21 protein-coding genes are annotated in these 21,799 nt (G+C 65.8%); 12 read left to right on the top strand and 9 right to left on the bottom strand.

The features are described from left to right. The first annotated feature begins 168 nt into the window (after positions 1–168). From MWU77_RS23805 to MWU77_RS23795, 3 genes are read left to right on the top strand one after another with little or no spacing between them, the layout of a single operon-like run. Positions 169–1,347, top strand: a complete 1,179-nt coding sequence (locus tag MWU77_RS23805) for an iron-containing alcohol dehydrogenase (protein WP_308198868.1) — start codon at positions 169–171, stop codon at positions 1,345–1,347. Then, the gene (locus tag MWU77_RS23800) at positions 1,344–2,720 is read left to right on the top strand and encodes a histidine kinase (protein WP_169689947.1); all 1,377 of its coding nucleotides are present in this window, start codon (positions 1,344–1,346) and stop codon (positions 2,718–2,720) included. The genes MWU77_RS23805 and MWU77_RS23800 overlap by 4 nt, the downstream gene beginning before the upstream one ends. Continuing rightward, positions 2,717–3,406 (top strand): response regulator transcription factor, encoded by a 690-nt coding sequence (locus MWU77_RS23795; RefSeq protein ID WP_169689946.1) that lies wholly within the window; start codon positions 2,717–2,719, stop codon positions 3,404–3,406. The genes MWU77_RS23800 and MWU77_RS23795 overlap by 4 nt, the downstream gene beginning before the upstream one ends. 4 nt (positions 3,407–3,410) lie before the next feature. Here MWU77_RS23795 and MWU77_RS23790 read toward each other — a convergent pair whose 3' ends face one another. Beyond that, positions 3,411–3,752, bottom strand: coding sequence for a helix-turn-helix domain-containing protein (locus MWU77_RS23790; RefSeq protein WP_169689945.1), 342 nt, complete (start codon positions 3,750–3,752; stop codon positions 3,411–3,413). Between the two features lie 86 nt (positions 3,753–3,838). Here MWU77_RS23790 and MWU77_RS23785 point away from each other — a divergent pair, with 86 nt between their 5' ends. After that, a complete protein-coding gene (locus MWU77_RS23785) occupies positions 3,839–4,657 on the top strand; it encodes an NAD(P)H-dependent oxidoreductase (protein ID WP_169689944.1) in 819 nt (272 codons plus the stop codon). On the opposite strand, the gene mftM is transcribed toward MWU77_RS23785, so the two are convergent. Together mftM and mftR are read right to left on the bottom strand one after the other, a co-directional pair. Continuing rightward, positions 4,606–5,415 (bottom strand): mycofactocin oligosaccharide methyltransferase MftM, encoded by an 810-nt coding sequence (gene mftM, locus MWU77_RS23780; protein WP_247274950.1) that lies wholly within the window; start codon positions 5,413–5,415, stop codon positions 4,606–4,608. The two genes, MWU77_RS23785 and mftM, sit on opposite strands and share 52 nt — an antisense overlap. Next, positions 5,412–6,056, bottom strand: a complete 645-nt coding sequence (mftR, locus tag MWU77_RS23775; RefSeq protein WP_247274949.1) for a mycofactocin system transcriptional regulator — start codon at positions 6,054–6,056, stop codon at positions 5,412–5,414. The genes mftM and mftR overlap by 4 nt, the downstream gene beginning before the upstream one ends. A 140-nt stretch (positions 6,057–6,196) precedes the next feature. Between mftR and mftA the strand changes: the two genes are divergently transcribed. The 7 genes from mftA to MWU77_RS23740 are packed head-to-tail and all read left to right on the top strand — an operon-like array spanning position 6,197 to position 13,883. Further along, a complete protein-coding gene (gene mftA, locus MWU77_RS23770) occupies positions 6,197–6,292 on the top strand; it encodes a mycofactocin precursor MftA (protein WP_006553546.1) in 96 nt (31 codons plus the stop codon). 1 nt (position 6,293) lies between these two features. Further along, the gene (gene mftB / locus MWU77_RS23765) at positions 6,294–6,608 is read left to right on the top strand and encodes a mycofactocin biosynthesis chaperone MftB (RefSeq protein WP_206040350.1); all 315 of its coding nucleotides are present in this window, start codon (positions 6,294–6,296) and stop codon (positions 6,606–6,608) included. 25 nt (positions 6,609–6,633) lie between these two features. Next, entirely contained in the window at positions 6,634–7,878 is a 1,245-nt protein-coding gene (mftC, locus tag MWU77_RS23760) for a mycofactocin radical SAM maturase (RefSeq protein ID WP_247274948.1), read from the top strand. Positions 7,879–7,899: 21 nt separating this feature from the next. Beyond that, positions 7,900–9,108, top strand: coding sequence for a pre-mycofactocin synthase MftD (gene mftD / locus MWU77_RS23755; protein ID WP_169689940.1), 1,209 nt, complete (start codon positions 7,900–7,902; stop codon positions 9,106–9,108). A 22-nt stretch (positions 9,109–9,130) separates the two neighbouring features. Beyond that, complete coding sequence (locus MWU77_RS23750) at positions 9,131–11,047, top strand: mycofactocin system FadH/OYE family oxidoreductase 1 (protein WP_169689939.1); 1,917 nt, start codon at positions 9,131–9,133, stop codon at positions 11,045–11,047. 51 nt (positions 11,048–11,098) lie between these two features. After that, positions 11,099–11,911 (top strand): mycofactocin-coupled SDR family oxidoreductase, encoded by an 813-nt coding sequence (locus tag MWU77_RS23745; RefSeq protein WP_169689938.1) that lies wholly within the window; start codon positions 11,099–11,101, stop codon positions 11,909–11,911. Positions 11,912–11,915: 4 nt separating this feature from the next. Next, the gene (locus tag MWU77_RS23740) at positions 11,916–13,883 is read left to right on the top strand and encodes a mycofactocin system FadH/OYE family oxidoreductase 2 (RefSeq protein ID WP_247274947.1); all 1,968 of its coding nucleotides are present in this window, start codon (positions 11,916–11,918) and stop codon (positions 13,881–13,883) included. Positions 13,884–13,975: 92 nt separating this feature from the next. Here the strand turns inward: MWU77_RS23740 and MWU77_RS23735 are convergent, their stop codons facing one another. From MWU77_RS23735 to MWU77_RS23710, 6 genes are all read right to left on the bottom strand, one after another. Further along, on the bottom strand, positions 13,976–15,616 hold the full coding sequence (locus MWU77_RS23735; RefSeq protein ID WP_169689936.1) for an ABC transporter ATP-binding protein: 1,641 nt from the start codon (positions 15,614–15,616) through the stop codon (positions 13,976–13,978). A gap of 32 nt (positions 15,617–15,648) precedes the next feature. Beyond that, positions 15,649–16,515 (bottom strand): ABC transporter permease, encoded by an 867-nt coding sequence (locus tag MWU77_RS23730; protein WP_169689935.1) that lies wholly within the window; start codon positions 16,513–16,515, stop codon positions 15,649–15,651. Beyond that, positions 16,512–17,471, bottom strand: coding sequence for an ABC transporter permease (locus tag MWU77_RS23725; RefSeq protein WP_169689934.1), 960 nt, complete (start codon positions 17,469–17,471; stop codon positions 16,512–16,514). The genes MWU77_RS23730 and MWU77_RS23725 overlap by 4 nt, the downstream gene beginning before the upstream one ends. A gap of 6 nt (positions 17,472–17,477) precedes the next feature. Further along, entirely contained in the window at positions 17,478–19,055 is a 1,578-nt protein-coding gene (locus MWU77_RS23720) for an ABC transporter substrate-binding protein (protein ID WP_247274946.1), read from the bottom strand. A gap of 73 nt (positions 19,056–19,128) precedes the next feature. Continuing rightward, entirely contained in the window at positions 19,129–20,097 is a 969-nt protein-coding gene (locus MWU77_RS23715; protein WP_247274945.1) for a TauD/TfdA family dioxygenase, read from the bottom strand. Between the two features lie 41 nt (positions 20,098–20,138). Further along, a complete protein-coding gene (locus MWU77_RS23710) occupies positions 20,139–20,945 on the bottom strand; it encodes a TauD/TfdA family dioxygenase (RefSeq protein WP_169689931.1) in 807 nt (268 codons plus the stop codon). Positions 20,946–21,135: 190 nt separating this feature from the next. Between MWU77_RS23710 and MWU77_RS23705 the strand changes: the two genes are divergently transcribed. Further along, positions 21,136–21,795, top strand: a complete 660-nt coding sequence (locus tag MWU77_RS23705) for a TetR/AcrR family transcriptional regulator (RefSeq protein WP_247274944.1) — start codon at positions 21,136–21,138, stop codon at positions 21,793–21,795. Positions 21,796–21,799 lie beyond the last annotated feature (4 nt).

The raw sequence follows: 21,799 nt of genomic DNA, 5'->3' as shown, positions 1-21,799 counted from the left end.
CGGACCTACCCGATCGGGTAGGTCGAGCGCCCGCCCGCAGGTCCGGTGCGTGGCTATCCGCAGCGGCCTAGGCTCAGGGTGCCCACGTAAGCTGGATCACAGCAATTTCGTGCAGATCGTCAGGAGTGAGCAGTGGCCGTCGTCGTGCCGGAACCCGGGTATGCAGGGGTGGGCCACCATGTCGGCGAGGGGAGCCGCCCCGGGGTCGTGAAGTTCCACGCCCCCGAGATCGTGTTCGGGGAGGGATCACTGGTCGAGGCGGCACACGCGACAGCGCGCCTCGGCGGGGTCCGGCCGATGCTCGTCACCGACCCGGGCCTGACAGCAGCCGGCTGGGTCGACGAGTTGCGCCGCCACCTCCTCGACCGGGGCCTGAGCCCCACCATCTGGTCGGGCCTGACTCCGAACCCCAAGGACTACGAGGTCGCGGCCGGTCACGAGGCGTACCGGGAGGCCGGCTGCGACGTGCTCGTCGCGCTCGGCGGAGGCTCCGTGATCGACGCCGCGAAGGGCATCGCGATCCTCGCCGCAAACGGCGGCAGCATCCTCGACTACGAGGGCGTCGACCGCGCGAGCCTGCCGATCCCGCCGATGGTGATGGTGCCGTCGACGTCCGGTACCGGTGCAGACGTGTCCCAGTTCTGTGTGGTCACCGACACCGCACGCGGCAGCAAGGTCACCATCATCGGGCGGTCCCTGGTGCCGGATCTCACGGTGATCGACCCGCGACTGCTCACCACCATGCCCGACGACCTCAATGCGGCAACCGGTCTCGACGCGCTGACGCACGGCGTCGAGGCATTCGTCTCCCTCGCGCACAATCCCCTTACCGACCATCACGCGCTGCGGGCGATCGGCATGGTCACCGGCACACTCGTCCGCACGATCGACGACCCACTCCACATGGCGGCGCGCGCGGCGATGGCACAGGCGAGCCTGGAAGCCGGGCTGGCCTTCACCAACGCGATTCTGGGCGCCACGCATGCGATGAGCCATCAGGTAGGTGGTCTCCTCGATCAGCCCCACGGCGTCATCAACGGGGTATTGCTCCCGCATGTCATCCGATTCAACGGCGCGTCCGATCCCGACCCATACGTCACGATCGCCGCGACACTCGGACTCGATGAAGCACGTGGGCCCGCAGCCGACGCGGTCGAAGCGGTCGCCGCGCGGATCGACGACCTCTCCCGCCGGGTGGGTGTGCCACGAGGGCTGAAGCAGCTCGGAGTCACCGAGAGCGACCTCCCGCGGCTCGCCGAGGGGGCACTCCGCGACGCCTGTATGTCCACCAATCCGCGCACTGCAACCCACGCGCAGATGATCGAACTGTTCCGGACGGCGCTGTGAGTGCGCCGGACCTCTCGGCGCTCACTGGCCTCAGGTCGGGAAAACCGACGTTCTATCCTCAATACCGCGGTGCGGCAGAACGTCTCGAACGGGTCGTGTATGCGCTCGAATTGATCTCCCGAGCGCTCGTCCGCACCGTCGAAGGCCCCGAGACACTGATCTGCGCCGTTGCGGAGGCTGCTCGCGCACATCTGAGCGCCCGCTGGGTAGCGTTTGCGCTCACCGACGGCACCCTGCCGGATGCAGGCCCTCGCCGCCTCGTGCTCGGGCCGGACGCCACCCCGTTCCTGGTCGACAACGTCGAAGGGCCACCGCTGCCCGACGAGGTGGTCTCGGTCCTCGAGGACATAAGCCGCGGATCGATCGAACAGGACACCGCGGTCGCGCCGCACCGTGCACTCGTGCCGATCGTCCTCGACGGGGGCGTGGCCGGGGCGATCGCGGCGTGGACACCCGAGCACCGCGTCCTCGACAGCACGGATCGGGCGGTGCTGTCGATCCTGGCGAGCCAGACCGCGGTCGCGCTCCAGAACTCGGCGCTGTACCAGCGGGGGCAGTTGCTGCTCCACCGCGCCGAGCAGGCGTACCAGGAAGCGAATCGTTCGGCGGCGGACCTGCAAGCGCGCAACGAAGAACTCGAGGCGACGCTGCGTGAGTTGGCACTGACCCAACGCAGGCTCGGCGCGGCGCACCGACATCAGGCGCTCGACGAGGAACGGCACCGTATCGCACGTGAACTCCACGACAGCGTCACCCAGGCCGTGCTGTCCGCCGGCATGCAGATAGAAGTGTGTCGCAGTGAGATTCCCACCGAGGAGCGCAGTGAGCGGCTCGATCTGGCCAAGGAGTTGACCCGCCGCGCCGTCGAACAACTCCGGTCCGCCATCTACGCCCTCAACCGCACCTCCGACGCCGATCGCTCGTCGCTCCCCGAGATGCTCGAGCAACTCCGGGTCGCGCACACGCCCGCCGAACTCGACATCGCAGTAAGGGTGGGCGGAACACCCCTCGAACTGTCCGGCGACGCGGAACACTCCCTCCTCCGGATCGCGGGTGAGGCACTGTTCAATGCCGCCGTGCACGCGAACGCGACCCGGGCGATCCTGCGCCTGACCTACAGCCCCGACTCGGTGCTGTTGTCCGTCGCAGACGACGGTGACGGAGACCCTGCGCGCATGCGGCTGATGCTGAAGCTGGCCGACGGCAACGACCTCGACGGCCGTCATCGTGGGCTGGCCAACATGAAGGCTCGCGCACACGAACTCGGCGGCACCCTCGAGGTGCGCCGAGCCAGGATCGGCGGGGTTCGCATCGCCGTCCGGATCCCGGTTCGCCGCCCGGCTGCACCGGCCACGACGGGAGAACTGCAATGACCCTGCCGCAACAACACACGCCGCAACAGCACCCACAGCGTGCCCATTCCGGCACCATCAGGATCGCGCTGGTCGATGATCACGCGATCCTCCGCCAGGGATTACGTTCGATCCTCGATCGGGAACCCGACCTCGAAGTGGTGGGGGAGGCGTCCACAGATGTGGAGGCGGTCGCGCTGGTCGACCGGATGCGCCCGGACATCGTCCTGCTCGACCTGAAGCTGTCGGCCGGGTCCGACTTCGAAGGCCTGGCTTTGTGCGGGCAGTTGTCCGCATCCCACCCCGGCACCGGATTGCTCGTCCTCACTACCTTCCTCGACGAGCAGATCGTCGTCCGTGCGGTGCATGCAGGTGCCCGCGGCTACGTCGTCAAGGATGTCGACACCACCGAACTCGTTCGCGCTATTCGCGCGGTGTCGCGTGGGGAGAGCGCATTCGATTCGCGCAGCGCGGCGGCGGTGGTGCGGTCCCTCAACGGTCAGGGCGTCTCGGCCGAACAACTGACCGGGCGGGAACTCGAGGTGCTGAAACTGCTCGCGGGTGGCCTGTCGAACGCGAAGATCGGTGAGCAGCTGTATATCTCGGCGACCACCGTGAAATTCCATGTCAGCAACATCATGCGCAAGCTCGGAGTGACCCGTCGCGCGGAGGCGGTGTATGCGGCGAGCAAGCAGGGCCTGATCTGACTTGTCAGGATGAGGGCAGCTGCTGCTCGAAGTTCTTGCCCCACTCGTCGAGCCAGGCGACTGCGATGTCGAGTGTCCGCCCGAGGTCGGTCAATTCGTACTCCACCCGCGGCGGTACCTCGGCGAAGACGGTACGCGAGACGATGCCGTCGGTTTCGAGGTCGCGGAGTTGCCGGGTGAGGACTCGCGGACTGACAGGTCCGACGAGTCGTCCGAGTTCCCCGAATCGACGCGGTCCGTCGAGCAGGTACTTGACGATCGTCAGCTTCCACGCCCCGCCGAGGACCGCGACCGCCACTTCGACCGGACACACCCGCAGCGCCGTTTCCACCGCTTTCCTGTGCATCGGACCTCCAATGCTTACATTTCTGTCACTATCGGACATGAATGTGCGTACTTCCCAATCGAGTTGCAGCATCAGAGTATGGGAGTATGACGTCGAACGAAAGCGTGCTGTGGGTGCACGCGCATCCCGATCGAACCTCGTTGAATCATGCGCTGTTCCGGTCCGGTACGGATCGACTGCGGTGCGTCGGCCATGATGTGTCGATTTCGGATCTCTATGCGCAGAACTGGAATCCGGTGCTCTCCGGCGCAGATTTCGTCGGTCCGGTAGGCGACACCTTGTCGGCGCAGCAGAAGCATGCCACCGCGACGGGAGGGCTCGCTGCAGACATTCGTCGTGAACAGGACGCCGTGCGGGCGGCACGGTACATCGTCGTGCAGTTCCCGCTGTGGTGGTACGGCATGCCCGCGATACTCAAAGGCTGGTTCGACCGCGTGTTCACCAACGGGTTCGCGTTCGGAGTGCACGACGAACACGGACATGTCGTCAAGTACGGGGACGGCGGCCTCGCGGGCAAGACGATGCTCGTCGTGGTGACCGCGGGTGACCGGGACTCGGCGCTGGGTCCGAGAGGAATCAGCGGATCGATCGATCACGTCCTGTGGCCGCTGCTCCACGGCACCGGCTTCTACACCGGGATGCGGGTGCTGCGACCGCATCTGATCGCGAGCGCGAACTGCATCGACGCACAGAGCTTCGACGCGGAGGAGAAGCGGTTGCACGCCCGGCTCGGCAAGCTCGAGACCGAACCGGCAATCGATTTCCGGTCGCTACGCTCCGGTGACTACGACGCCGATCACGTGTTGTTGCCGCACATCTCTGCCGGTGCAGGCGGCCCGGACAGCCATGTGCGTCAGCGGGCGTCGAGCACCAGCCAGCCGCCGTGGTGCTCGAACGCCTCGTAGGGCAGTCCCGTGCCGCGACCCAGCGCCTCGAGCGCGGTGAGATCGAACGTCCGGATGTGCCCATGGCACGCGGTGGCCTCGTCCTCGAACGGCACGGCAACCACGACGCGCTCACGTGCGACCCGCACGGCCTCGCGCAGTACGGCGTCGCCTATCTCGTCGTCGACGTGTTCGAGCAGGTGGATGGCGGTGACGGTGTCGGAGCTGTTGTCGGGGACGGGCACGTGCGCGGCGTCGCACACGATCGTGTCGAGTTCGATGCCGAGCTCGGGCGCGACGGCGTCGAGCAGCCGCATGGTGCCGGGCAGGATGTCGGTGGCCGTGACGCGAGTACCGGCGCGGGCAAGGCGGAGCGGGAGGAAACCGAAGCACGACCCGAGGTCGAGGACGTGGCCGCGGACGAGCTCTTCGGCTTTTTCGTGGATCGGCGCGAAATCTGCAGTGCCGTCGAGGAGTTCGCCCAGAGAATTGCGGTAGTAGGTGACCCACGCGTCGAGTGCGCCGGGGACCGTGGAGCGGACGAGCCCGACCATGGTCAGTTCGAACTCCTCCTGTCCGAATGCGGCATCCTGCACCGACGCGGTGACAGCGGCAACGAGCCGTTCGCTGAGCTGGTCGGCGGTGAGTGAGTGCGTCACGTGCAACCGGTCGTCGCCACGACGAAGGGTGAGATCGCCGGACGGAACGTGCTCGACCGTCACGTGGTCGTGTGACCAGCGTCCGGGAGGGCACGGGGCGAGGGAATCGAGCACGGTCATGGAAGGCCAATCTCAGTGGAGTGTGGAGCGACGGTGAGACCACTGTAGTCGAGTCCTGCTGTGAGGGGCTGCATTCCGGTGGCGAGCAGCTCTCGGAGATTCGCCGCGGGGTTGTCGAGCCATTCCTCGTACGCGGCGAGTGCCACACCCAGAAGCAGGTACCCGCAGGTGCGCGGCATGTGGTCGTCGGGGGAGGCACCGGTGCGACGAGCGGTGAACTCGGCGACGACGCGTCGCCACCCTTGGTACATCACCGACGAGTACCCCTGGAGCGCCGGCGTGCGAAGGATCAGGCTCATCCGTGCGCGATGGCGATCGGCTTCCGAGTCCGGGAAGGTGTTGAAGTCGAGTATCGCGGTGGTGAGTGCTTCGGTCAGCGGGACGTCGTCGGGGATCGCGGCGAGGCGGTCCCGCATGTGATCGAGGTGTGCATCGAAATCGCCCCAGGCCAGAGCGTTCTTGGAAGGGAAGTATCGGAAGAACGTACGCCGCGCAATGCCTGCTTCCTCGGCGATGTCGTCGACGCTGGTTTCGTCGAAGCCGGCCTTCTGGAACAACTCGATGCCGATCGCGGACAGGCTCTCCTTCGTGGTGGACGGGCGTCGTCCTACCCGAGCGGACGGTTTTCGTCGGCTTCGCATCGTTGTGCCCTCCCTCACGTGACATTCTGCACTCGATGCCATTAGAGTGGTTAACCGGGTCACAGTGCAAGCGCGGTGTGACACCGGGCTCCAGTTCTGGAGTGTGAAGAAATGAAGTGCGAAAGAACCGAGGAGGAAGCATGTCCGATCGTGACAACGCCGTGATCGAGTCCGATCTGATCGAGGAGTCTCTCGTCGAAGAGGTGTCCATCGACGGTATGTGCGGCGTGTACTGACATGACCGCGCCCGGAGCCACCGACGTGTCCCCCGAAGCTATGGATACCGAAACGTTCGACCCGGGTGCCACCTGGCGGCTCCATCCGCAGGTAGCGCTTCGCCCCGAACCTTTCGGGGCGTTGCTCTACCATTTCGGCACCCGCAAGCTGTCGTTCCTGAAGAACACCGTCATCGTCGAGATCGTCAAGTCGCTCGATGATCATGCATCGGTGCAAGAGGCGTTGCGCGCCCACGGGATCGACGAGAGCGCCGAGCTGCCATACGTGCGTGCCCTCGGCACGCTGGCCGCTTCGAACATGATCGTTCCCGCCTGACGTTCCGACCCAGCAAGGATTCGCCATGACGTCTCTGCTCGAACCACCCGTAACCGCTGCGCCACCGAAGGTGGGGCGCCTCGTCGACCAGTTCGAAAAAGGCCTCGACGCCCCGATCTGCCTGACCTGGGAACTGACCTACGCCTGCAACCTGTCGTGCGTGCACTGCCTGTCGTCTTCCGGTAAGCGCGACCCCCGCGAACTCAGCACAGAACAGTGCAAGTCGATCATCGACGAGCTCCAGCGCATGCAGGTGTTCTACGTCAACATCGGCGGCGGCGAACCCACCGTGCGCTCCGACTTCTGGGAGCTCGTCGACTACGCCACGGAACATCAGGTGGGCGTGAAGTTCTCCACCAATGGCGTGCGCATCGACAAGAAGGTCGCCGCGCGCCTCGCCGCCTCCGACTACGTCGACGTGCAGATCTCCCTCGACGGCGCGACCGCCGAGGTCAACGACGCGGTGCGCGGTCCGGGTTCCTTCGCGATGGCCGTGCGTGCGCTCGAGAATCTCTCCGAGGCCGGCTTCCGCGACGCGAAGATCTCTGTCGTCGTCACCCGCCAGAATGTCGATCAGCTCGACGAGTTCAAGGCTCTCGCCGATCAGTACGGAGCGACCCTGCGCATCACGCGCTTACGCCCCTCCGGTCGTGCCGTGGACGTCTGGGACGATCTGCACCCCACCCACGAGCAGCAGCGACAGCTCTACGATTGGCTCGTCGCGCACGGTGAAGGGGTGCTGACCGGCGATTCGTTCTTTCACCTGTCCGCCTTCGGAGGCTCCGACGGCGGGGGTGGGCTGCCCGGCCTGAACCTGTGCGGCGCCGGCCGTGTCGTGTGCTTGATCGACCCGATCGGGGACGTATACGCCTGCCCGTTCGCGATCCACGACAACTTCCTTGCAGGCAACATCCTCACCGACGGCGGATTCTCACAGGTCTGGAAGACCTCGGAACTGTTCCGTTCGCTGCGTGAACCGCAGTCTGCCGGTGCGTGTGCGTCGTGCAACTTCTACGACTCCTGCCGCGGCGGCTGTATGGCCGCGAAATTCTTCACGGGTCTTCCGATGGACGGACCGGATCCCGAATGTGTTCAGGGATACGGGCAGTCGGCACTCGAAGGCGAACGCACCGTGCCGCAGTCCAGCGTCGACCACTCACGCACCGGCAAGCGCGCTGAGCGTCGCACCCCTGCGGCGCCGGTGCCCCTGACGCTGCTCACCAAACCCCCCGCCAAGTTCTGCGACGAGAATCCGCTCGCAGGTCTGTAGATCCCGAGGAGACCACTTCAGATGGCCAAGCCTTCCTGGCTGAAGAACCCGTGGGCCCAGGACCCCTGGTTCGAAACGGTCGCGATCGCGCAGGAGCGCGCCCGCAAACGACTGCCCAAGTCCGTCTACGGCGCACTGGTTGCCGGGTCGGAAGCCGGTCTCACGGTGGACGACAACACGGCCGCGTTCCGCGAACTCGGTTTCGCTCCGCATGTTGCCGGGCTGTCCGACAAACGTGAGATGGGTACCCGGATCCTGGGGCAGGACGTGTCACTGCCGGTGATGATCTCCCCGACCGGCGTGCAGGCCGTGCATCCCGACGGTGAGGTCGCGGTGGCGCGCGCCGCGGCTGCCCGAGGTGTGGCGATGGGATTGAGCTCGTTCGCGAGCAAGTCCATCGAAGATGTCGCCGCGGTCAACGACAAGACGTTCTTCCAGATGTACTGGGTGGGCAGCCGTGAGGTGCTCGTCCAGCGCATGGAACGTGCTCGCGCAGCCGGGGCGAAGGGTCTGATCATGACCCTCGACTGGTCGTTCTCCAACGGTCGCGACTGGGGCAGCCCGGCCATCCCCGAGAAGATGAATCTCGACGCGATGATCAAGTTCGGGCCCGAGGGCATCACACGTCCCAAGTGGCTGCTCGAGTGGGCCAAGACGGGCGGAGTCCCCGATCTGACCACACCGAACCTCACGCCCCCGGGCGGAGAAGCGCCCACGTTCTTCGGTGCGTACGGCGAGTGGATGACCACCCCGCTGCCCACGTGGGAGGACGTCGCGTGGTTGCGTGAGCAGTGGGGCGACGGACCGTTCGTACTCAAGGGCGTCATGCGCGTCGACGACGCCAAGCGTGCAGTCGATGCCGGAGTCACCGCGATCTCGGTGTCGAACCACGGCGGTAACAACCTCGACGGCACTCCCGCGCCGATTCGCGCGCTGCCTGCTATCGCCGAGGCGGTCGGCAAGGACGTCGAAGTGCTGCTCGACGGCGGTATCCGCCGCGGCAGCGATGTCGTCAAGGCACTGGCGCTCGGGGCCAAGGGCGTTCTCATCGGACGTGCTTACCTGTGGGGCCTCGCCGCGAATGGTCAGGCCGGTGTCGAGAACGTCCTCGACATCCTCAGTGGTGGGATCGGCTCCGCTCTCATGGGTCTCGGTAAGAACTCGATCCACGAGCTGACCCCGGACGACGTGTTCGTGCCGGCCGGGTTCCGCCGCGACCTCGGTATCTGAGACGAACCTCGTTCCGACACAGATGAGCTCAGGGCGTGCCTGCCCGATCAGGCTCACCGATCCGATCACCCTCGCCGGACGCACCGCTCCGGCGAGGGTGATCTTCGGTCCACATGAGACGAATCTCGCAGAGAGAAGGGCGTTCTCGGCTGAGCACGTCGCCTACTACGAGCGGCGTGCGCGCGGCGGCGCCGGCATCGTTGTCACCGAGGTCGCCTCGGTCCACCGTCTCGATCATCCCTACGAGCGCGCGCCCCTCGCAGAAGTCAGCGGGACCGGGTGGGCAGGGATCGTCGACGCGTGCCGTCCCCTCGGTTCTCTCGTCCTCGCCGGCCTCGGGCACAGCGGCCTGCAGGGGTCCAGCGCCTGGTCTCAGTCGGCTCTGTGGGCTCCGTCGCGTGTACCTGACCCGGCGACCCGTGAACTGCCCGCCGAGATGACCGCCGCCGACATCGATGCCGTCATCGAGGGATTCCGGCGTGCCGCGGCGATCTCCGTCGCGGCGGATACCGACGGTGTCGAACTCGACGCCGGACCCACCGCGTTGCTGCGCCAGTTCCTGTCCGGGCTGACCAACCACCGCGCGGATGCCTACGGTGCCGATCGGCTGCTCCTGTTGCGCGAGGTGCTGACCGCCGTTCGCGACGAGCTCGGAACACAACGAATCGTGGCACTGCGCCTCTCGTGCGACGAGAACGCCCCCTGGGCGGGTATCACCCCGGATGCTGCGGCCGTGTGGGCCCGCGAGCTCGCCCCGCACCTCGACCTGCTCACCGTCGTGCGCGGTGGTCTGTACACACCCGAGACCTACCGGCCCGACGCACACACCCCCGAAACGTTCAACGACGAGTTGTGTCGCGGGATACGCCACGCCGTCGAAGGCGCCGTGCCGGTGGTCCTGCAGGGCAGTGTCGTCGACCCCGTTCGCGCGGCACAGGCTCTCGGCGGGATCTGCGACATGGTCGAGATGACGCGCGCCCAGATCGCTGATCCCGATCTCGTGCGATCGATCCGGGGCGGTCGACGGCCGAGACCGTGCGTGCGATGCAATCAAGCGTGTCTCGTCCGGGATTTCCGCAACCCGATCGTCGGATGCATCGGAAACGCCGAGGCCGGGCGAGAGACCCGGCCGCTGGTTCGGCACGCAGACGACCCCCGCGACGTGATGATCGTCGGCGGGGGACCGGCCGGTCTCGAAGCTGCGCGTGTGCTCGCCGAACGCGGGCACCGCGTCGTATTGACCGAGCGGGACGAACGTGTCGGAGGACTGATGTCGCTGATCTCGGTCGGACGAGGGCGCGCCGATTTTGCCGCACTCACCACGTGGATCGAGAGTCGTTGTCGTGCACTCGGAGTCGACATCCGGACCGGCACCGAGGCCGGCGCTACCGACATCGAGTCGGCAGTTGCGGCCGGTATCGCGGTGGTACTGGCGACCGGTGGAGAGCCCCGGTCTCCAGGGTTTCCGGTTGTAGACGAGAGCCGGTATGTCACGGCGACCGAGGTGCTGGCGCACCCCGACCTGCCGTCGGGCCCAGTAGTTGTCTGGGACCCGGCGGGCGGCCCGATCGCCGTCTCGGTGGCCGAACATCTCGCCGAGCGCGGCGCGGAGGTGCACTATGCGACAGCCGACTCGATCGCCGGTTCACGGCTGGCGCCCACCGGCGACCTGGTCGCGGCGAACACGAGGATGGTGCGGGCCGATATCACCCGGCACCTCGACGTCAGGGTGAGTGCGGTCGATGGCAACGGTGTTCACCTCGGGTGCCGCCATTCGAACGAATCGGTGGTGGTGGAGGGGGCGACCCTCGTCGACTGCGCACCGCTGCGTCCGGGTTCGCCCGGGCGGCCGAAGGCGCTGCGTATCGGCGACTGCGTCGCACCGAGAACCGTCCGCTCAGCGGTCGAGGAAGGATACGAATTGGGGCGGACGCTGTAATCTGAGCAAACTGAAACAGGTTCTACTCGACGATCGAAGGGAACGGCTGCAATGGGCGAATTCGACGGCAAGGTCGTCTTCATCACCGGTATCGCGCGGGGACAGGGCCGCAGCCACGCTCTGCGGTTCGCGCGCGAAGGCGCGTCGATCATCGGGATCGACGTCGCGAAATCGGTCACGGACTACGCCACCTACGAGCAGGCAACCGAGGACGACTTCCACGAGACCGTCCGGTTGGTCGAGGAGGTGGGCGGCAAGATCGTGGCCCGCATCGGAGACGTCCGCGACAGCGCCGCCTTGAAATCCGTCGTCGACGAGGGTGTGGCGCAATTCGGCCGGCTCGACGTCGTGGTGGCCAATGCGGGTATCTGCACATGGAACAGATTCTGGGAAATGCCCGACGACCAGTTCGAAGAGCTCATCGATATCAACCTCACGGGTGTGTTCAAGACCCTCAAGGCTGCGGCACCCGCGATGATCGAGGCGGGCAACGGCGGATCCATCATCGTCGTCAGCTCGGTCGCGGGCCTCAAAGCGATGCCGGGCCAGATCAATTACGCGGCAGCGAAATTCGGACTCGTGGGCATCACTCAGGCCGCCGCGAAGGAACTCGGCGAGTTCAACATCCGCGTCAACTCCATCCACCCGTACGGCGTGAACACCCCGATGGGTACCGACGTCGCCGTCCTGAAGCTGTTCGAGAAGCACCCGTCGTGGGGTCCGAACTTCGTCCCGATTCTCACCGAGAAGCCCATCGCCGACCCCGACGATATCTCCGACGCGGTGCTGTTCCTCGCGAGCGACCGTGCGAAGACCATCACCGGAAGTCAGATGGCGCTCGACCAGGGCAACTCGAAGGTCTGAACCGATGTCGCGCAACGCGGACGGAGCCGATCCCCGGGACACCCTGCGGATCGGCCCGTTCACGCTGCGCAACCGCATGATCTTCCCCGCCCACCTCACCAACTTCGCGATCGACGGCGTGATCACCGATCAGCACATCGCCTACTACGAGGCGCGTGCACGCGGCGGTGCAGCCATGATCATCACCGAGGAACACACCGTGCACCCCTCGGATCGGCCGTACGAAAAACTGATTCGTGGGTGGGATCCGGCGGTACTGCCCGGCTACCGGCGGCTTGCCGACGCGGTGCATCGACACGGCACACGGCTCCTCGCGCAGCTCAACCACAACGGAGCGCAAGGCAGCTCGATGTACACCGGGCGCCCGCTGTGGTCGCCGGGAACCGATCCCGACCCGTTGTTCCGGGAAGTACCGATGGAAGTGGGCGAACGCGAGATCGCCGAACTCATCGAGGGATACGCCGACGTGGCGCGTCGATGCATCGACGGCGGCTTCGACGGCGTCGAGATCCAATGCTCGCAGGCCTCGATCCTGCGTGCCTTCCTGGCGTCCGGCACCAATCCTCGCACCGACCGATACGGCGGCGATCTGCACGGACGTGCACGGCCGCTGCTCGAGGTGTTGGCGGGTGTTCGGGCCGCGATCGGGTCGGGCCATGTGGTCGGGGTGCGACTGAGCGGGTACGACGGCACCGACGGGGGTATCGACGTCGACGACTCGGTGCACGTTGCCCGGATGCTCGAGACCACCGGTCACGTCGACTACCTGAACACGTCCGTCGGCGTTGCCACCGAGACACTGCATCTCATCGAAGCACCCATGGCGACCCCGCACGGCTATTCCCTGTTCGTGCCCAGTGCGATCCGCGCCGCGGTGTCCCTGCCGGTCGTCGGTGTCGGACGGTTCACGAGGCCAGACCAGGTTCGGGCAGCCTTGTCCGACGGTGTGTGCGATCTCGTGGGTGCGGTGCGAGCACAGATCGCCGATCCGGACTTCGCCGGAAAGGTTCTCTCGGGCCTCGACGACGAGGTGCGCCCGTGTATCGGCTGCAATCAGGAATGCATCGGCCGCGTCGGTCTCGGCCGGTGGATCGGCTGCACCGTGAACCCGCGCGCGGGCCGGGAATCGGTATTGCTACCCGAGGTGCGCGCACCGGGCCGCAGAGTACTGGTAGTGGGCGGCGGGCCTGCCGGATTGCAGGCTGCGGCGACCGCTGCTGATCGTGGCCACGTCGTCACGCTGTGTGAGCGGAAGACGCTGACAGGAGGTCAGATTCGCGGTGCCGCGGCTGCACCTCACCGCGGTGAGCTCCTCGGCATCGTGACGAGACTCGAAGCGGAATGCCTGCGGGCCGGTGTCGAGATCCGTACAGGCGTCGACGTCGATGTCGACGTCATCCGCGAGCTGCGGCCCGACGCGGTAATCGTGGCGACGGGTGCACGTCCACTCCGTCCTGCATGGGCCGCTGCGATCGAGCAGGTCGTCGATGTGCGCGACGTATTGGAAGGTCGCGCAACGCTGTCCGGCCGGATACTCGTCGTCGACGATCTCGGATTCCACGAGGCGACGTCGGTCGCCGAGCTACTCGCCGACCGCGGCTGCGATGTGACGGTATGTACCCCCGGAATGATCGTCGGCCAGGACCTCGGCCTCACCCTCGACATGGACGGCTGGCTGCGTCGCGCACACGAGAAGGGCATCGGGATGGTGCCCGACGTGGCGGTCGCAGGGCTGGTGGTCCGCGACAACAGGCTCCATGTGTCGCTGGTCCATCACCCCACCGGGAAAACTCGGGTACTCACGGTCGACGGAGTGGTCGTCGCGACGCACCAAGCGCCGGTCGGCGAACTGTGGACAGCTCTGTCGGAGAGCGGGATCCACGTGTCGCGAATAGGCGATGCCGTGACGCCGCGCCGCGCCCACGCCGCGATCCTCGAAGGCGACCGCGCGGCACTGGAGTTGGGAGTCTGACGTAGGTGCCGCGAATGCTGGTTGGTGTATCGAAATATGCGACACCTACTGTCATCTCCTACCTATCCAGGTCGTGCGGTGCTGAGAAGGTCTCAGACAGACAGCGCTGTCAGACCAGACAGTGCAGCGTGGGTCCGACGTCGCGCCGGATCGGGGACCGGCACCGCGTCGATGAGTGCCCGGGAGTACGGCTCGCGCGGTGAAGTGAAGACAGCATCAACCGGACCGGTCTCGACGACCGCCCCCGACTGCAGCACCACGACGCGGTCGGCAACCTGGTGCACCACAGCCAGATCGTGACTGATGAACAAGCACGCGAACCCGAGTTCGCGCTGGATCTCGGCGAACAGGTCGAGCACCTCGGCTTGCACCGACACGTCGAGCGCACTGGTGGGCTCGTCCGCGATGAGCAGCCGGGGCGCCAGAGCCAGCGCTCGGGCCAGCGCGATACGCTGCCGCTGTCCGCCGGAGAGCTGATGCGGGAAACGGTCGGTGAGGGCCGCAGGCAGGCGCACGGCATCGAACAGATCGAGAACCCGCTTCCGTCGTTCTGCCGGGGTACCCACGGAATGCACGTCCAGGGGCTCACGGACACTGGCTCCGACAGAAAGCCGCGGATCGAGTGAGGTAGCGGGATCCTGCTGCACGAACGCCACATCGCGACGTAGGGTGCGGAGCCGAGTGGCGGAGATAGAGGACAGGTCCTGGCCCTCGACGGACACCCGCCCGGATGTCGCCTGGACGAGGCCGAGGGCGACGCGACCGAGAGTGGACTTGCCGGAACCGGATTCACCGACGAGGCCGACCACTTCGCCGGCGTGCACGGTCAGGTCGACGGAGTCGACAGCGCGGAACGCCGCGGTGCCGCGCCGCGCGGGATAGGTGACGCCCACCTTGTCGAGTTCGAGGACGACGTCCCCGGCGGGCTTCTCGGCAACCGTGGTGCTCGCGTGCTCGGGCAAACGGGGTACAGCGGCGAGCAGCGCCCGAGTGTACGGGTGCTCGGGCGCATCGAAGAGCGAGTGCGCCGTGTCGGTCTCGACGACCACTCCGTTGCGCATGACCACCACGCGGTCGGCGTGCTGGGCGACGACGCCCATGTTGTGGGTGATGAGCAGGATGCCCATGCCGGTGCGCTCACGAATACGACCGAGCAGTGCGAGGATCTCCGCCTGGACAGTGACATCGAGTGCGGTCGTGGGTTCGTCGGCGACGAGCAGATCGGGATCGTTCGCGAGTGCGAGCGCAATCGCGACACGCTGTTTCTGCCCGCCGGAGAGTTGATGGGGAAAGTGGTCCACCCGCTTCGCGGGTTCGGGGATTTCGACCTGTTCGAGAAGAGAGATCGCGAGTGCCCTCGCCTCGGCTTTCGAGACCTTCCTGTGTGCGCGGATGGCCTCGCGCAGTTGCCAACCGATGCGGCGCACCGGATTCAACGCGCTTTGCGGTTCCTGGAAGATCAATGCGACGTCGGAGCCGCGATAGCGCGCGAGGTCGCTCTCCTCGGCACCGATCATCTCGGCTCCGCCCAGGAGGATCGAGCCCGCTACGGACGCGGTCGCAGGGAGGAGGCCGAGGATCGCCCGCGCGGTCATGGACTTGCCTGATCCGGATTCGCCGACCAGCGCGACGACCTCGCCGCGTTCGATCTGGAGCGAGACGTTGTCGACGGCGGGATGCCCGGTCCCGAAGTCGATGGTGAGACCGGAGACGGCGAGCAGTGGTGTGGTCACAGGAAGGTCCTTGCTGGTGAGTGCGGCCGGTGTCAGCGGCGACGCGAACGGGCGGCCAGTGCTTGTGAGATCAGGAGGAGGCCGAGGACGAGAACGACGACCACGACCAGGGGACCTACGACGAACAACGGTGAGTGATAGGCATTCTGGGTGCCCTCCTTGATGAGCGAGCCCAGGGACGGTGTGGGCGGTGTGATCCCGAGGCCGAGGAAGCTCATTGCACCTTCGATGAACACTCCGACAGACATCGCGAGCGCGAGTTGCACCGTGAGTGGTTCGAGGCAATTCGGGAGGATGTGCCGGCGCATGATCCATCCCTCATCGGCGCCGACGGATCGTGCTGCCTCGATGTACGGTGCCTGGCGCACCGTGAGGACCGATGTCCGCATCAGCCGTCCGAACACCGGGATCTCGGCGAGCACGATCACCGTGGCGATCGTCCATACACCCGGGCCGATCACCATCGCCAGAGCGATGGCCAGCACGATGGTCGGGAACGCGATGATCAGATCGAATGCGCGCTGGACGAGTGTGTCGAGCCAGTCATACCGGGTCGCGGCCAGACCGAGCAGCGAACCGAGCGCCGCGCCTACCGGAACCGCCAGGAACACGACGAGCAGGTCGATGCGGATGCCGTACAGGGTGCGGGAGAGGACGTCGCGGCCGACGGAGTCCGTACCGAGGAGATGTTCGCCGCCCGGCGGTTGGAGAGTGGCACCGGGGATCTGCTGGTCGGGTGCAAACGGGGCGAGCCACGGCGCGAACACTCCGGCCAGGACCACGATCCCGACCAGGATCAGACCAGCCAGACCGCGGCCGCGGCGAAGTGCGCTCCAGGCGCTGTCGCGATCCGCACCCACCGGGGAAATCGAGTCAGCAGTGACAGTCGTAGTACTCATGCTCTGTCTCCCAGCCGGATTCGAGGATCGAGCGACGCATTGACCAGGTCGGTGATCAACTGGATGATCACGAACAGTGCCACCGAGAACAGCAGCATCACCTGCACCACCGGGTAGTCCCGGCTCGAGATGGCGCGCTCGATGAGATGGCCGAGCCCGGGCCACGCGAAGATCGCTTCCACCAACACGGCGCCTCCGAGCAGGTGGCCGATCTGGATGCCGAGGACGGTGATCGATGCAGGAAGAGCATTCGGGAGGGCCTGCGTGAGCACGATCCGCCGCCGGGAGATACCCAGAGCCCGTGCGGTCGTGACGTAGGGCTCCTCGAGTTGGGTGCGCAGCGATTCGGTGAGGAACCGCGTCAGTGAGGCCGCGATCGGCAACGCCAGGCACACCGCGGGCAGGATCAGGTACTGCGTCGAGATGCCGATATCGTCGAGAAATCCCCTGCGGGGTGTGCCGCCGGCCGGTAGGACGGCCCACACGACACCGAAGAAAACCACCAAGGCCGCACCGGTGACGAAGTTCGGAATGGCCACGGCGACAGTACCGAAAGTGGTCACGATGCTGCCCAGCCACTTCCGGTCCACGATTACCGACCCGGTGCTCAGAATCAGTGCTACGGCAACAGCGAGGACCAGGGCCGACAGCGCAAGCACGAGGGTGTTCCCGAGTGCGTCGAGCAGGAGCGAACTGATCTCACCGCCGAGGATCAGCGACCTGCCCGGATCGAACGTGATGATCCCGGAGAGCCACGAGAAATACTGTGCAATGGGAGATCCGGTGAGTCCGAGTTCGGCGCGCAGGGCGTCGATCGCTTCCGGGGGTGCATCCGGTCCCGCGAGGACCATGGCGGGATCGCCGGGAACCAAGCGGAGCAGCGCGAAGATCAGTACGGATCCGACGGCGAGGACGACGAGCGCGGAGGGAATCCGTCGCAGAGCGTAGTTCAGCATATTCGGTCACTCACTCAGATAGGTGTCGCTGAGGTCGAGCTCGGCCTTCTTCGACCAGTCGACGCCGTGGACGTTTGCTGACATGGCGAGCCAGTTCTCGGAGGCGAACAACTCGATGAGGAACGCGTTGTCGAGCAACTCGGTGTTGAGGACCTCGTATGCGGCTCGAGCCTCGGCGCTGGTCGGATCGACGATCTTCCACGCGTTCGCGACGGCTGCCTGATAGTCCGGATCGATGAAGTTCGAGGTGTTCTTCTTCGAGTTGAACGGGTAGGCGCTGGTCGGAAGTGTCGCCGGCGTGTACTGCGTGTAGGTGTGGGCGGTGATCCAGAGCCCGCCGTAGGTCCCGCCGATCAGGTGTTTGAGATTGGTTGCCTGGTCCACCGGTTCGAGCCTGGTCTCGATGCCGGCTGCGGCGAGATCCGCGTGGATGATCTGCGCAACGGCCTCGGACTCGCTCGAGCCCGTCGTGTAGGTGATCGGAATGACCGGGATGGCGCCGACTGCCGCGACCAGTGCCTTGGCTTTGTCGACGTCCTGGGCGTAGGTGTCGTTGAGGTCCGCGTCGTACGCGGGAGAGTAGTCCGGCCAAGGCAGGCTGCCCACGGTTCCGTATCCCTGGTAGACGTCGGCGAGGATGCGATCGTTGTCGACCGCGTAGGCGATGGCCTGACGAACCCGGACGTCGCTGATCCCGGGTGCCTGGACATTCGCGCCGATGTACCAGTTGCGTTCCACTCCTGTCTGGTCGACCAGCTGGTAGCGGTTGTCACTCTCGAGCTGTTCGGCGTCGCGTGGAGCGATCGAGAGCAGCAGGTCGAGCTGCCCGGAGCGCAGCTGGGAGACTCGCGTCTGGGCGTCGGGAATGACGAGGTATTCGACACCGTCGAGGTGAGGAGCTCCGTCCCAGTAACTCTCGTTGGCCTCGAACGTGATCGATGAGCTCGGCTTCCACTCCACGAAGCGGAACGCTCCGGTGCCGTTGTAACCGGAACCGGCATCGAAGTCGGCGATGGTGTTCTTGTCGATGATCGGCACGATGTCGAGTAGGTCGAGGATGTTGCTCGCCGGCTGCGAGAGTGTCAGGGTGATGGCGTGCGGGTTCGAGGTGTCGTACTCCGTGATCAGCGCAGCGGTGCTCGCGAGCTGACCGGCCCGCATGGGGTCCGCGTAGGTCCGCAAGCTGAACTCGACGTCCTCGGAGGTGAACGGCTTACCGTTGTGGAAGGTCACGTCGGGTCGCAACGTGAGGGTCACCGACTTACCGTCGGGAGAGACCTCCCAGGATTCGGCCAGGACGGGTTCCGCTTCCAAACCGTCCGGTGGGTAGCTGACGAGGGTGTCGTAGACCAGTCCGGTGATGGTGGCTCCCGCCAGGGCACCGGAGTAGAACGAGGCAGGCACAAGGTCGCCGCCGTCTCCGATCCGGAGCACACCACCTTCGGTGACCTCCGCGCTTCCGGCCTCTGCCGCAGCCTGGTCGACCGCCGAGGTACACCCTGCAACGGCGAGAAGACCGGCAAGGGACAGGGCGAGCGCTCCGAACGTGGAGCGGTGTCGAAGGCGTGCAGGGCGGCTGAACACGGATGGTTCCTTTCGGGAGCAGATCCGGCCACTCGCTGTGCGAAGTGACCGGATCCGTTGGGGGAGAGGTGGGTCAGGCTTCTTCGAAGCCGGGGAAACGGTCGGGGGTGTCGACTACGGAGAAGTGAGATGCATCGCCTGTGATGATCCGGCTGGATTCGCCGTCGACGGAGGTCGGGACGTCGCCGGCCAGCGTCACCCTGTGCACGGAACGCTTGTGGTCGCCGTAGTCGGCGATGCCGTAGTGCTGGGTGGCGCGGTTGTCCCAGATGACGAGGTCGCCGGGGGTCCATGCCCAACGCAGAGTGTTCTCGAGCTTGATGATCCGCTCCTGCAGGAGCTGGTAGAGCGCCGTCGATTCGGAGCTCTTGAGTCCGACGAACTTCTTCACGAAATGGCCGAGCACGAGTGACTTTTCACCGGTCTCGGGGTGGACACGGACCACGGGATGTTCTGTCTCGAACACCGTGCGGGTGAAGTTCTGCATCGTGTCCTTCGTCCTTGCGGCGATGCCTTGCTTGTCGGCGTGGACCCCGGCGTAGTCGTACTCGTTGCTGTGGAGTGCCCACAGGTTGTCCACGAGTGCCTTCAATGGAGCGGGAAGCTGCGCGTACGCGGCGGTCGTCGACGCCCAGGTGGTGGCACCGCCGTAGGGCGGGATCTCGACGGCGCGGAGGATCGAGGCCTTCGGAATCCGGTCGATGAAGGTGACGTCGGTGTGCCAGCTGTTGGCAGCGCCTTCGAGGATCAGGGTCCGGTTGTCCTCCGAGGTCAGCGTCGGGTGAGTGGTGGTCGGCGTACCGAGCGTCCCGGCGAACTCGTACTGGATCTCGTCCGTGAGGTGATGCTGGCCGCGGAAGACGACCACCTTGTTGGCGGCGAGCGCGTAGCGGATGGCGTAAGCGGTGTCGGGCGAGATGTCGCCGGAGACATGAACGCCCTCGATGAGCGCGCCGATGTTCTCGCCGAGCTTGGTGACGGTGATTCCGCCGGCGGTGTAAGTGTCGGTGGAGGTGGCGGGACGAGCTTCGACGGTGGTCATGTGCTTCTCCTCTGGGGGTGCGACGTAGTGGGTATCGGTGGTCAGCGGGCGGGGACGGGTGCCTCCGGGGCCACCTCGATGCGATGGATGCGGCGCGGCTCGTCGCCGTAGTCGTAGATCGCGTTGTGTTGGACGAAATGGTTGTCCCAGATCGCGATGTCGCCTACCTGCCAGCGGCGGCGCACCGTGAATTCCGGTCGGATCGAGACCGATACGAGGAGTCGAAGCAGTGCCTCGCTCTCGTCTGCGGACAACTCGTTGATGTGCGAGGTGAACAGATCGTTGACGAACAGTGCTTCGCGGCCGGTCTCCGGGTGACGGATCACGAGGGGATGCGTTGCTTCGGTGGCATCCGGTCGAGGGGAGATTCGATGTGTCGCGGTCAGGCCGTACAGGGCCTCGCGGATCGGGGCGGACAGCGCGTCGAGCGCGGCGTACTGGTTCGACCACAGTGTGTCACCACCGGCCGAGGGCAGAACCTGCATGTGCAGGATGGAGAACCGCGACGGAGCTGCTCGCCACGCGACATCGCAATGCCAGCGGTTCGCCTGATAGGCACTGCCGTTGTCGGTGCCGATGACGCTGATCTCGCGAAAGCCCTCGGACTCGAGACTCGCCAGATGCTGGTGCGGATACACGATCTCGCCGAAATGCTGCGAGAAGGCCCGGTGGACTGCCGGGTCGACACCCTGACCGGGGAAGAACAGCACACAGTGCCGAGTGAGAGCGTCCTGGATCATGCGGACATCTGCGTCCGTCAGTGAGTCCAGACGCAGTCCGTGAATTTCGGCGCCGATGGCCCCGGCGAGGGGCACAACGGTCACTGTGGGCTGTTCGAGCGTGGTCATCGATCGGGCCTCTCGACGCATGGTGGGTGGTTCAACGAGCGTCAAAGTAATTGCGAAAAGTTAAGTCGGATACGTATACGATCAATGCGCGTCGAAGGGTTTACATTCTCCGGGCCATCCGGTAGAGCTTCGGATCCGACAGGTGCCGCGGCCGTATCGCCGCACGACTTCAGACTCGGGGTGAGAGTGCGTGACGAGCCGAAGAGGCCGGTACCGCTCGGGAGAAGAGACGCGGCTGCTGCTGGTGGAAGCCGCCGAACGCCTTTTCGCGATGCGGGGATATCACGCGGTGACACTGGCAGACGTCAGGGCCGCCGCGGGGCAGAACAACGTGTCGGTCGTCAGATACTACTTCGGGTCGAAGGAGGGTCTGCTCACCGCGATCTTGGACCATCGCCTCCCTCGGATCAGTGCATATCGCGGTGAGTTGATCCGTGAATGGGTTGCGGTCGGCGCGAAATTCACTGCCCGGGATGCACTGTGGTGCCTCGTCGCGCCGTTGGTGGACAGCATCCGTCGGGGCGAACACTACGTGGCCCTGCTCGACAGGCTTCTGGAGGCGGACGTCATCGGCGAGATCTTCACGACAGCGGACCCCCGTGGCACCGCGAGTGGACTCGAGATCGACCACGTCCTACGCAGCGAATTGACCGGCCTTCCGGAACACGCACGGAGGCAACGGATCATCATGGTGTATGCGAGTGTGCTCAGAACACTCGCGCAGTATGCCCGCACGGGAACCGAACTGGCCCCGGCCGAGCTTCCTGCCCTCGTCGATGCGTGGGAGGGATTACTCTGTGCACCGACCTCCCAGGAGACCCAGGAAGTTCGGTTCCTGGCGGGCAGGTAGCGCC

Source organism: Rhodococcus sp. F64268 (assembly GCF_023015605.1).
In the GTDB taxonomy this organism is placed as follows: domain Bacteria; phylum Actinomycetota; class Actinomycetes; order Mycobacteriales; family Mycobacteriaceae; genus Rhodococcus.
This window is presented reverse-complemented; position numbering and strand designations above follow the sequence as displayed.

Excerpts from the sequence above, each read along its gene's own strand:
- MWU77_RS23795 (WP_169689946.1), top strand. The coding sequence starts at position 2,717 with ATGACCCTGCCGCAACAACACACGCCGCAACAGCACCCACAGCGTGCC.
- MWU77_RS23790 (WP_169689945.1), bottom strand. The coding sequence starts at position 3,752 with ATGCACAGGAAAGCGGTGGAAACGGCGCTGCGGGTGTGTCCGGTCGAA.
- MWU77_RS23785 (WP_169689944.1), top strand. The coding sequence starts at position 3,839 with ATGACGTCGAACGAAAGCGTGCTGTGGGTGCACGCGCATCCCGATCGA.
- mftM (WP_247274950.1), bottom strand. The coding sequence starts at position 5,415 with ATGACCGTGCTCGATTCCCTCGCCCCGTGCCCTCCCGGACGCTGGTCA.
- mftR (WP_247274949.1), bottom strand. The coding sequence starts at position 6,056 with ATGCGAAGCCGACGAAAACCGTCCGCTCGGGTAGGACGACGCCCGTCC.
- mftA (WP_006553546.1), top strand. The coding sequence starts at position 6,197 with ATGTCCGATCGTGACAACGCCGTGATCGAGTCCGATCTGATCGAGGAG.
- mftB (WP_206040350.1), top strand. The coding sequence starts at position 6,294 with ATGACCGCGCCCGGAGCCACCGACGTGTCCCCCGAAGCTATGGATACC.
- mftC (WP_247274948.1), top strand. The coding sequence starts at position 6,634 with ATGACGTCTCTGCTCGAACCACCCGTAACCGCTGCGCCACCGAAGGTG.
- mftD (WP_169689940.1), top strand. The coding sequence starts at position 7,900 with ATGGCCAAGCCTTCCTGGCTGAAGAACCCGTGGGCCCAGGACCCCTGG.
- MWU77_RS23750 (WP_169689939.1), top strand. The coding sequence starts at position 9,131 with ATGAGCTCAGGGCGTGCCTGCCCGATCAGGCTCACCGATCCGATCACC.
- MWU77_RS23745 (WP_169689938.1), top strand. The coding sequence starts at position 11,099 with ATGGGCGAATTCGACGGCAAGGTCGTCTTCATCACCGGTATCGCGCGG.
- MWU77_RS23740 (WP_247274947.1), top strand. The coding sequence starts at position 11,916 with ATGTCGCGCAACGCGGACGGAGCCGATCCCCGGGACACCCTGCGGATC.
- MWU77_RS23730 (WP_169689935.1), bottom strand. The coding sequence starts at position 16,515 with ATGAGTACTACGACTGTCACTGCTGACTCGATTTCCCCGGTGGGTGCG.
- MWU77_RS23725 (WP_169689934.1), bottom strand. The coding sequence starts at position 17,471 with ATGCTGAACTACGCTCTGCGACGGATTCCCTCCGCGCTCGTCGTCCTC.
- MWU77_RS23715 (WP_247274945.1), bottom strand. The coding sequence starts at position 20,097 with ATGACCACCGTCGAAGCTCGTCCCGCCACCTCCACCGACACTTACACC.
- MWU77_RS23710 (WP_169689931.1), bottom strand. The coding sequence starts at position 20,945 with ATGACCACGCTCGAACAGCCCACAGTGACCGTTGTGCCCCTCGCCGGG.